This is a genomic window from Streptomyces sp. NPDC058308, from assembly GCF_042880275.1.
Lineage (GTDB): Bacteria > Actinomycetota > Actinomycetes > Streptomycetales > Streptomycetaceae > Streptomyces.
In genome coordinates this window covers 24,142-34,396 of record NZ_JBHVZA010000052.1, presented here as the reverse complement: position 1 = coordinate 34,396, position 10,255 = coordinate 24,142, and the positions used below count along the sequence as shown (strand labels likewise).

Below are 10,255 nucleotides of genomic sequence, written 5' to 3'. Positions count from 1 at the left end.
GCCGCGTCTGTTGTTTATATGACCCGGGGGGGGCGGGGGGGCCCCCCCCCGCGCCCCGTCCGGGGCGGGGGCGGGCTCGGTGCCGCGCGGGGGCGGGCGCCCGGCCCGGGGGGCGGGGGCCCCCGCCCGTTCACCGGCCTGGTGTGCCGGAGCTGGCTCGTCGTGGATGCGAGGTGTCAGCGTTCCTCTTCAGTGGCGCTCTCGGGAACGGCGGTCAGGCGCTCCGTCTCGTCCTGTATCTCAGCGGCGATCTTCTTGAGTTCCGGCTCGAACTTGCGGCCGTGGTGGGCGCAGAAGAGCAGTTCACCGCCGCTCAACAGGACGACGCGCAGGTATGCCTGGGCGCCGCAGCGGTCGCAGCGATCAGCGGCCGTCAGGGGGCTCGCGGGGGTCAGAACAGTAGTCACGTCGCCTCTTCTCTAGCTCGACGAGCTGTCGTACCAGGGTCAACATCCAACCAGGCCGAAAACGTTCCCGCTCGTGGCTTTTCCTCGAAGTTTCTTTTCGAGGAGGTTGTCCGTTGCCGGTTGGCGGCGAATGTGCCGTATTGCGTCTCTTACGTGTCTTACGGTTTCGCGCTGTCTGTCAGGTCGGATCCTCACCGGCTGGCTTGCCGGTTGTTCATGAGGACGTGCCCGGAGCCTAAATGGTTCATGCCTGGAAGGGAACGTGACGTGCGCTTCACTCCATCGAGGGATCGAACATGTATGCGAGCGTGGACTAGTCTGAGTTGAGACGAGGGTGGCGTTACAACGGCTCTACCAGGCCTCGGTACCCTCTGAGCGGTAACCGAAGCCGCGTCCTTACCCCAAAGGACCCCCCTTGAAATTCAGCGAGGAGCGAACCGCGTGACCGCCGAGACGTCCGTGCCGTCGACAGCATTGCTGACAGGAGCAGATCGGGACGGTTCCAACTACACCGCGCGGCACCTCCTCGTCCTGGAGGGCCTGGAGGCCGTCCGCAAACGGCCGGGCATGTACATCGGGTCGACGGACAGCCGCGGCCTGATGCACTGCCTGTGGGAGATCATCGACAACTCCGTGGACGAGGCCCTGGGCGGGTACTGCGACCACATCGAGGTCATCCTCCACGACGACGCCTCCGTAGAGGTCCGGGACAACGGTCGCGGCATCCCCGTCGACGTCGAGCCCAAGACCGGCCTCTCCGGAGTCGAGGTCGTCATGACCAAGCTGCACGCGGGCGGGAAGTTCGGCGGCGGCTCGTACGCGGCCTCCGGTGGTCTGCACGGTGTGGGCGCGTCCGTGGTGAACGCGCTCTCCGCGCGCCTTGACGTCGAGGTGGACCGCGCGGGGCACACTCACGCGATCAGCTTCCGGCGCGGCGTCCCCGGCGCTTTCGCCAAGCCGGGCCCCGAGGCGTCCTTCGACCCCTCGGCCAGGCTCAGCAAGGTCAAGAAGATCCCCAAGGCCCGCACCGGTACGCGGGTGCGGTACTGGGCGGACCGGCAGATCTTCCTCAAGGACGCGAAGCTCTCGCTGGAGAACCTGCACCAGCGCGCCCGCCAGACGGCGTTCCTGGTGCCGGGGCTGACGATCGTGGTGCGGGACGAGCTCGGTCTGGGTGAGGGCGGCTCGAAGGGCGAGGAATCCTTCCGCTTCGACGGCGGCATCAGCGAGTTCTGCGAGTACCTGGCGCAGGACAAGGCGGTCTGCGACGTGCTGCGGTTCTCCGGGCAGGGCACCTTCAAGGAGACCGTGCCGGTTCTGGACGAGCACGGGCAGATGACGCCCACCGAGGTCACTCGTGAGCTCGGCGTGGACGTGGCGATGCGCTGGGGCACCGGATACGACACGACGATCAAGTCGTTCGTCAACATCATCGCCACCCCTAAGGGCGGCACCCACATCACCGGCTTCGAGCGCTCCCTCGCCAAGACGATGAATGAGGCGCTGCGGGCCCAGAAGGTCTTGCGGGTCGCCGAGGACGACATTGTCAAGGACGACGCCCTGGAGGGTCTGACGGCGGTGGTCACGGTGCGGCTGGCGGAGCCGCAGTTCGAGGGGCAGACGAAGGAGGTGCTGGGGACTTCGGCTGCCAACCGGATCGTCGCGAATGTCATCGCCAAGGAGCTCAAGGCGTTTTTGACGTCGACCAGGCGGGACGCGAAGGCGCAGGCCCGGGCGGTCATGGACAAGGCCGTGGCGGCCGCGCGTACGCGTATCGCGGCCCGTCAGCACAAGGACGCCCAGCGGCGGAAGACGGCGTTGGAGTCGTCGTCGTTGCCGGCGAAGCTGGCGGACTGCCGCAGTGATGATGTGGAGCGCAGTGAGCTGTTCATCGTGGAGGGGGACTCCGCGCTGGGCACCGCCAAGCTGGCCCGTAACTCCGAGTTCCAGGCGCTGCTGCCCATTCGCGGCAAGATCCTGAACGTGCAGAAGGCGTCCGTGACGGACATGCTGAAGAACGCCGAGTGCGGGGCGATCATCCAGGTCATAGGGGCCGGGTCGGGCCGGACCTTCGACATCGACGCGGCGCGTTACGGGAAGATCATTCTGCTGGTGGACGCCGATGTCGACGGCGCGCACATCCGGATCCTGCTGCTGACGCTGTTCCAGCGGTACATGCGGCCGATGGTCGAGGCCGGGCGGGTGTTCGCGGCGGTCCCGCCGCTGCACCGCATCGAGCTGAGCCAGCCCAAGAAGGGCCAGGACAAGTACGTCTACACCTACTCCGACCGTGAGCTGCGCGAGACGCTGCTGGAGCTGCAGCGCAAGAACGTCCGGTACAAGGACTCCATCCAGCGCTACAAGGGCCTGGGCGAGATGGATGCCGACCAGCTGGCCGAGACCACGATGGACCCGCGTTATCGGACCCTGCGCCGGATCAACATCTCGGATCTGGACTCCGCCGAGCAGGTCTTCGATCTGCTGATGGGCAACGACGTCGCCCCCCGCAAGGAGTTCATCACCAGCTCCGCGGCCACACTCGACCGCTCACGCATCGACGCGTAGCGCGCAAGAGCCGGAGCCTGAATCGCGCCGCGGGGCGCTGATCAGCGCGGGAGCCCTGTGCTCCACCCACGGGTGGAGCACAGGGCTCCACCCGTGTTCAACCCCTGCGCCGATCCCGTGACCAGTCGGTTTCCGTAACGTCGAACGCGTCGATCCTTCTCGGATCGGGCTCGTTCCGCTCGTCCCGCTTGTCGTACGGAGGCTGACATGACAGGGCTCCCCAACACCCTGGTGATCTGCGCTGTCGTGGCGCTGGTGGTCGTCCGCCAGTTCAAGGCCCAGCAGATCGGCACGGACCGGCGCTGGTGGCTGATACCAGCCGTACTGATCTTCATGGCCGTGCGCGAACCCGGCCTGATCGACCCCCATCACCACACCGCGTCTGCGGCCCTGCTCGCCGCTGAGCTGGCCGTCGGGCTGGCCGTGGGGGCCGGCTGGGCACGGACCTCGCATGTGTGGACCGATGCGGACGGCACCGCCTGGAGCAAAGGCACCAAGGCCACGGCCGTGGTCTGGGTCGCCGGGACGGGACTGCGGGCGGGTCTGTTCGGTATCGGTTCGCTGCTGCATGTTCGACAGGGGAGTGCCGGTCTCATGCTGGCCCTCGCGGCCACACTGCTGGTCCGCAGCGGTCTGCTCCTGCTGCGGACGGGTTCCGTGCGCACGACGTTCGGTGCGGCCGCGGCCCACCAGCCGATGCGGAAGGAACCCGTATGAGTGGGGACCGCTGGACGCGATGGCCTTCTCAGGAGGCGCTCACCTGGGCAGGGCTGAGCATGGCCCGGCTCTGGTTCGTCAGGGTGCTGCGCGTGGTGACCCTCGGCGCTCTGTTGTGGAGCACGTTCCACGAGGACCGAGGCTGGCGCCTGGTGGGAGGGGTGGCCATCGTGGTGGTCGTCACCGGGGCGTCGTGGGCCCTCTTCCGTGTCTCGTTCGGGCACCGTCTGTGGCCGTCGCTGGCACTGATGGGGCTGCTCATGGGGGCGGCGGTCGTGGCGGGGATCGCCGACTGGCGTGTGCTCGCCCTCGTGCTGTGGTGCGCCACGGCTGTCACCGCCCTGGAGCGGCTGCCGCTCGTCGCGGCGGCGCCATGCGTGCTCGTGGCGATGACCGGATACGTCGCCTACAACGGCGACAACTGGCTCATCACAGCGCTCACCGTCATCGGTCTGGCGCTTGCCGGGTACACCCTGAGGCTGGACGCCGAGGCGCGCGGCAGTGCCCATCGGCTGCTTGCCCAGGAGCGGGCGGCACGAGCTGCGGAGGCGGAGTCGGCCGCACTCGCCGAGCGGGCCCGTATCGCCCGCGAGATCCACGATGTGCTCGCGCACAGCCTCTCCGCGCAGCTCGTGCACCTGGAGGCGGCCCGGCTGCTGATCGAGAGGGACGCGGCGAAGGAGCAGGTCCTGAACCGGGTGGTGGCGGCGCGGTCCATGGCCAGAGAAGGGCTCGCCGAGACCAGACAGGCGCTGTCCGCGCTGCGCGGCGAGATGACCCCGGTCGAGGACTTCCTGCGCGAGCTGGTCACCGCGGACCGCGCCTCGGTCACCGTCACGGGGGACGCCCGGGCGCTGCCCGCCGAGGCGTCCCAGGCGGTGCGCAGGGTGGCGCAGGAAGCCCTGACGAACGTCCGCAAGCATGCGCCGGGGGCGAAGATCCAGGTGTGCCTCCAGTACGGGGAGGGTGAAGTCAAGCTGGACGTCAGGGACTCGGGGGGACAGCCGCCGGGGGAGCTCGCCGCCTCCGGCGCCGGGTACGGTCTGCTCGGGATGCGTGAGCGGGCCGAGCTGCTGGGAGGGTCCCTGGAGGCAGGGCCGGGTGAGGAGGGCTTCGTGGTGACGCTGAGGGTGCCGGGATGACGAGCGACGAGGGAATCGCCGGGATCGCGGGCGAAAGCCCCGCCGGGTCTGCCGCAGGGGGAGACAAGCCACCCGCGCGGGTGGTGGTGGTCGACGATCAGACCGTGGTGCGTGAGGGGATCGTGATGCTGCTGGGGCTGCTGCCCGGCATCGAGGTCGTGGGCTCCGGCGCCGACGGCGAGGAGGCCGTCCGCCTCGTCGCCGAACTGGCCCCGGACGTGGTCCTGATGGACCTGCGCATGCCCCGCTGCGACGGCGCGGAGGCCACGCGGCGCATCCGTGCCGAGTATCCAGGGACGCAGGTCGTCGTGCTCACCACCTATGCCGACGACGATTCGCTGTTCCCGGCGCTCAAGGCGGGGGCGCGCGGCTATCTCACCAAGGACGCAGGCGGGGACGAGATCGTCCGGGCCGTCGAGGACGTGCTCTCGGGTGACGCGGGGCTGGCACCGCAGATCCAACGGCGTCTTCTCGAACGGCTGTCGGAGCCCGATGCGACCACGAGTGCTGTGCCGCCCGACGGCCTCACCGCGCGGGAGACAGAAGTGCTCGCCCTGATCGCCGAAGGAATGTCGAACCACGAGATCGCCCGGTCGTTGCACGTCTCCACCGCGACGGTGAAGACCCATATCAACAATCTCTTCGCGAAGGCGGGGCTCAAGGACCGTGCGCAGGCGGTCCGTTACGCCTTCCGGAACAGGCTGACCAAGCCGGAAGGGAGAGCCGGTACCTGACGATGCTTCACCTGATGGGGTGAAGAGCGGGGGGAGGGGAGTCAGGAATCCCACCGTTCTGTCCATCCTTGGGCACGTGGCCGAACACGGCCGCGGACTAAGGAGAGTTCGGTGGAGAAGCACGACGGGCCCGATGTGGTGCCGGGCCGGACTGATGTCGGCCGGGACCGGTCCGGCGACCTGAGGGACCCCTGGTACGACGCGCTCGCCTCCGGCTGGGGAGAACTGGACGGCACGGGCGCGCCGGCCTCAGTGGTGGCGCCCCGGTCCCCGGTCGCGCAGCGGAGTGCAGGACCGGCCGACATCTACCTGGAAGTGCAGCGCAGCGACGCCTTTCAACAGGTGCGCAGCCGGTATCGGCGATTCGTCGTCCCGGCCACAGCCGTCTTCTTCACCTGGTACGTCGCGTACGTGGTGGCCGCGACGACGGCGCCGGGGCTGATGGCGCGCCCCGTCACCGGGGCCGTGAATGTGGCGATGCTGGCGGGGCTCGGACAGTTCCTCTCGACGTTCCTGCTGACCTGGGCGTACGCGCGGCACGCTCGGCTGCGGCGGGACCGGGCGGCGCTCGATCTGCGCTGGGCCGTCTTCGAGCAGAAGAGGGAGCAGGAGCAGCGGCGGGAGCGGGACGCCTCGCGCGGCCTCGACGCGGCGCGGGACCAGGAGGGGCAGCGCTGATGGGAGATCATCAGAACCTCGCGCTTCTGCTGTTCGGGGTGTTCGTGGCCGTCACGCTGGCGATCACCACCTGGGCGAGCCGTCACCGGCAGGGCTCGGCCGAGGAGTTCTACGCGGGCGGGCGGCTCTTCTCCCCCATGGAGAACGGTTTCGCCATCGCCGGTGACTACATGTCGGCTGCCTCCTTCCTCGGCATCTCCGGGCTGATCGCGCTCTTCGGGTACGACGGGCTGCTCTACTCGGTGGGGTTCCTCGTCGCATGGCTGGTCGTGCTGTTTCTCGTGGCCGAACTGGTGCGCAACTGCGGCAGGTTCACGCTCGGTGATGTCGTCGCCGCGCGGATGAAGGAGCGTCCGGTGCGGATCGCGGCGGGGACCTCGTCGGTGACCGTCTCCGTTCTCTATCTGGTGGCGCAGATGGTGGGGGCGGGCTCGCTGGTGGGGCTGCTGCTCGGCGGGACGAGCGGGGCGGCGCAGACCTGGACGGTGATCGGCGTCGGTGCGCTCATGGTGATCTATGTGTCGATGGGAGGGATGAGAGCCACCACCTGGATCCAGATCGTCAAGGCGGTGCTGCTGATGGGCGGGGCGATCGCACTGACCGTGCTCGTCCTGGTGCACTTCCACGGGGACTTCAACCAACTGCTGCGGACCGCCGCTGACCGTAGTGGCCACGGCGACCGTTTCCTCGTACCCGGCCTGAAGTACGGCGGGGACTGGACCGCCCGGCTCGACTTCATCAGCCTCGCGCTCGCGCTCGTGCTCGGCACTGCCGGGCTGCCGCACATCCTGACCCGCTTCTACACCGTGCCGACCGCGCGGGCCGCCCGCCGTTCGGTCGTCTGGTCCATCGGGCTCATCGGCAGCTTCTATCTGATGACGATCGTGCTCGGCTTCGGCGCGGCCGCTCTGGTCGGCCCGGACGCCGTGCGCGGATCGAATGCCGCGGGGAACACGGCGGTTCCGCTGCTCGCCCTCGACCTGGGAGGCGGCGCGGACTCCACAGGCGGAACGGTTCTGTTCGCGATCGTCGCCGCCATCGCCTTCGCCACCATCCTCGCCGTGGTCGCCGGCATCACGCTGGCCTCCTCGGCGTCCGTCGCCCACGACCTGTACGCCTCCCTTCGGCGCCGGAACGCGAAGCCGCGCAGCGAGGTGGCGGTGGCCCGCGTCGCCGCGGCCGGGATCGGCGTGGTCGCGATCGGCCTCGGCCTGCTGGCACGCGACTTGAACGTCGCGTTCCTCGTGGGCCTGGCCTTCGCGGTCGCCGCGTCCGCCAACCTGCCGGTGCTGCTCTACTCCCTGTTCTGGCGGAACTTCACCACCCGGGGCGCGGTGTGGTCGGTGTACGGGGGACTGCTGCCCGCGCTCGCGCTGGTCGCCCTCTCTCCCGTCGTCTCCGGTGGGCCGCAATCCCTCTTCCCCGGGGTGGACTTCCAGTACTTCCCCCTGGAGAACCCGGGCCTCGTCTCCATCCCGCTCGGCTTCCTCGCGGGCTGGCTCGGCACGGTGACCTCGCGAGATGAGGCGGACGAGGCCAAGCACGCGGAGACGGAGGTGCGGTCGCTCACCGGCGCCGGGGCGGTGTAACGATTCCCTGCCACGGCGCGGAGTTCCGGGCCGCTCAGCTGCTGGCCGCCCACTCGTAACGATGTTCCGGACGGCCCGTGTCGCCGTACTTGAGGCTCAGCCGGACCCGCCCGGTGCGCTCCAGGAGCTTCAGATAGCGCTGTGCCGTCTGCCGGCTCAGCTGTGTGCGGTCCGCCAGCTCCTGGGCCGAGAGCGGCCCTTCCGCGGCCATCAGGGCCCGGCGCACCAGCTCCGCCGTGGTGGGGGAGTGCCCCTTGGGCAGCTCGGGCGCCGGCGTCGCCGAGAGGGCGCCGAAGATGCGGTCGACCTCGGCCTGTTCGGCCTCGCCCCCGCCGTCCAGCGTGCGGCGCAGCGTCGCGTACGCGTCGAGCTTGGCGCGAAGCCCGGCGTACGAGAACGGCTTGACCAGGTACTGGAGTGCGCCGTGTCGCATCGCTGCTTGCACCGTGGCGACGTCGCGCGCGGCGGTCACCATGATCACGTCGGTCTGGTGGCCCCGCTCACGCAGGCTGCGTACGACCCAGAGGCCGGTCTCGTCCGGCAGATAGTGATCGAGCAGCACCAGGTCGACGGGCACGTCCTCGACGAGGCGCAGGGCCTCGGCGGCGTCGTGTGCCTTCGCGGCCACCCGGAAGCCGGGGGTCTTCGCGACATAGGCGGCGTTGACGTCCGCGACCCGGATGTCGTCGTCCACGACGAGCACGTCGATCATTGCGACTCCTTCGGGGCCGTGGTCATCGTGGCTCCTTCGTGGCTTCGCTCATCGTGCTCGTCGGTGGCGGCGAGTTCGGGCTCCGCGAGTGCCTCCGGCAGTACGACGGTGAACTCCGCGCCGCCGTCCGGCGCCTCGCCGACCCGCACGCTGCCGCCCTGCCGCTCGGCGAGCCTGCGGACCAGGGCGAGGCCGATGCCGCGCTCTCCGTGGGCCGGCGGCTCCTTGGTGGTCCAGCCCTCGGTGAAGATCGCCTCGCGCTGCCCGGCGGGCACTCCCGGACCGGAATCGCGTACCTGGAGGAGCACGGTTCGCCCGTCGGCGCGTACATCGATCTCCACGCGCGCGTGGCGGGTGCCCGCGGCGGCATCGAGTGCGTTGTCGACGAGGTTGCCGACGATCGTCACGAGGCCGCCCGGATCCACGAGCCGGTCGGGCAGCGCGCTGTGACGCGGCACCGAGAGCGCGACGCCCCGTTCCGCGGCGACCGTGGCCTTGCCGACCAGCAGGGCCGCGAGCAGTGGGTCGTGGACCTTCTCGGTGATCTGCTCGGCGGTCACCCGGTGGGCGCCCGCCACCTCGCCGACGAACTCCGCCGCCTCCTCGTACATCTCCAGTTCGAGCAGGCCGAGGAGGGTGTGCATGCGGTTGGCGTGCTCGTGGTCCTGGGCGCGCAGGGCGTCGATGAGACCGCGGGTGGAGTCGAGTTCGCGGCCGAGCTGCTCCAGCTCCGTGCGGTCGCGCAGGGTCGCGACGGCGCCTCCGTCGTCGGTGGGCATGCGGTTGGCGACCAGGACACGCTGTCCGCGTACGGTCAGGAGGTCTGTGCCGGTGACCCGGCCGGCCAGCACATCGGTCGTACGCCCCGCGCCGAGCGCGTCGTCGAGCGGCTGCCCGATCACCTCCGTGCCCAGGCCGAGAAGCCGCTGCGCCTCGTCGTTGAGCAGCCTTATCCGGCCGCTCCGGTCAATCGCGACGACCCCCTCACGGATGCTGTGCAGCATGGCTTCACGTTCCGCGAGCAGGGCGGAGATGTCGGAGAAGGCCAGGTCCCGGGTCTGCCGTTGCACCCTGCGGGAGATCAGATAGGCGGCGAGCACGCCGACGGCGAGTGCTCCGCCCGCGTAGGCGAGCAGTCCCGGGATGGAGTGGACCAGACGGGCCCGCACACTGTCGTACTCGATGCCTACGGAGACGGCGCCCACGATGTCCCCGCCCGCGTCCCGCAGCGCCACCTTGCCGCGGGCCGAGCGGCCCAGAGTGCCGTTGTCGATCTCCATGACGTCATGGCCCGCGAGGGCGTCGCTGGGGTCCGTGGAGACGACCTTGCCGATCTGGTCGCGGTCGGTGTGGGACCAGCGCACGCCGTCCTTGTTCATGATCACCACGTACTCGGCGCCACTGGCCCGCCTGATCCGCTCGGCCGCGGCCTGGACAGGCCCGTCGCTTGTGGGCCTGGAGGCGGACAGGTCCTCGGCGATCTGTGGCTGGGCGGCCGTCGTCTGCGCGATGGCGAGCGCGCGGCGCATCGCCTGGTCGTCGAGCTGGTCGCTCAGCGGCGCGAGGAAGAGACCGGTGGCGAGCACCGCGACCCCGGCCGCGATGGCCAGCTGCATCAGCAGGACCTGCGAGAACACGCGCCGCGGCAGGCCGAGGCGGCGGCGTCGCGCAGGGGAGGTCGGGCTCATGGGTACGAACGGTACGGCCGCCG

At 69.8% G+C, this 10,255-nt stretch carries 9 protein-coding genes; 6 read left to right on the top strand and 3 right to left on the bottom strand.

The window, feature by feature from the left end:
- Positions 1–176: 176 nt before the first annotated feature.
- A complete protein-coding gene (locus tag ACFVYL_RS36900) occupies positions 177–407 on the bottom strand; it encodes a hypothetical protein (RefSeq protein WP_055544920.1) in 231 nt (76 codons plus the stop codon).
- A 441-nt stretch (positions 408–848) separates the two neighbouring features.
- Between ACFVYL_RS36900 and ACFVYL_RS36895 the strand changes: the two genes are divergently transcribed.
- The 6 genes from ACFVYL_RS36895 to ACFVYL_RS36870 all read left to right on the top strand — a co-directional run bounded on the left by ACFVYL_RS36895 (position 849) and on the right by ACFVYL_RS36870 (position 7,832).
- Entirely contained in the window at positions 849–2,972 is a 2,124-nt protein-coding gene (locus ACFVYL_RS36895) for a type IIA DNA topoisomerase subunit B (protein WP_389724366.1), read from the top strand.
- A 207-nt stretch (positions 2,973–3,179) separates the two neighbouring features.
- Positions 3,180–3,689 (top strand): DUF1453 domain-containing protein, encoded by a 510-nt coding sequence (locus tag ACFVYL_RS36890; protein ID WP_389724363.1) that lies wholly within the window; start codon positions 3,180–3,182, stop codon positions 3,687–3,689.
- Entirely contained in the window at positions 3,686–4,831 is a 1,146-nt protein-coding gene (locus ACFVYL_RS36885) for a sensor histidine kinase (protein WP_389724360.1), read from the top strand. The genes ACFVYL_RS36890 and ACFVYL_RS36885 overlap by 4 nt, the downstream gene beginning before the upstream one ends.
- Complete coding sequence (locus ACFVYL_RS36880; protein WP_389724357.1) at positions 4,828–5,565, top strand: response regulator; 738 nt, start codon at positions 4,828–4,830, stop codon at positions 5,563–5,565. The genes ACFVYL_RS36885 and ACFVYL_RS36880 overlap by 4 nt, the downstream gene beginning before the upstream one ends.
- A gap of 111 nt (positions 5,566–5,676) precedes the next feature.
- Positions 5,677–6,243: a DUF485 domain-containing protein gene (locus ACFVYL_RS36875; RefSeq protein WP_389724354.1), complete on the top strand. Its 567-nt coding sequence runs from the start codon at positions 5,677–5,679 to the stop codon at positions 6,241–6,243.
- Complete coding sequence (locus ACFVYL_RS36870; RefSeq protein WP_389724375.1) at positions 6,240–7,832, top strand: cation acetate symporter; 1,593 nt, start codon at positions 6,240–6,242, stop codon at positions 7,830–7,832. The genes ACFVYL_RS36875 and ACFVYL_RS36870 overlap by 4 nt, the downstream gene beginning before the upstream one ends.
- 34 nt (positions 7,833–7,866) lie before the next feature.
- Here the strand turns inward: ACFVYL_RS36870 and ACFVYL_RS36865 are convergent, their stop codons facing one another.
- Positions 7,867–8,544, bottom strand: a complete 678-nt coding sequence (locus ACFVYL_RS36865; protein WP_389724351.1) for a response regulator — start codon at positions 8,542–8,544, stop codon at positions 7,867–7,869.
- The gene (locus ACFVYL_RS36860) at positions 8,541–10,232 is read right to left on the bottom strand and encodes an ATP-binding protein (protein WP_389724348.1); all 1,692 of its coding nucleotides are present in this window, start codon (positions 10,230–10,232) and stop codon (positions 8,541–8,543) included. Before ACFVYL_RS36860 ends, ACFVYL_RS36865 begins: the two co-directional genes overlap by 4 nt.
- Between the last annotated feature and the right edge of the window lie 23 nt (positions 10,233–10,255).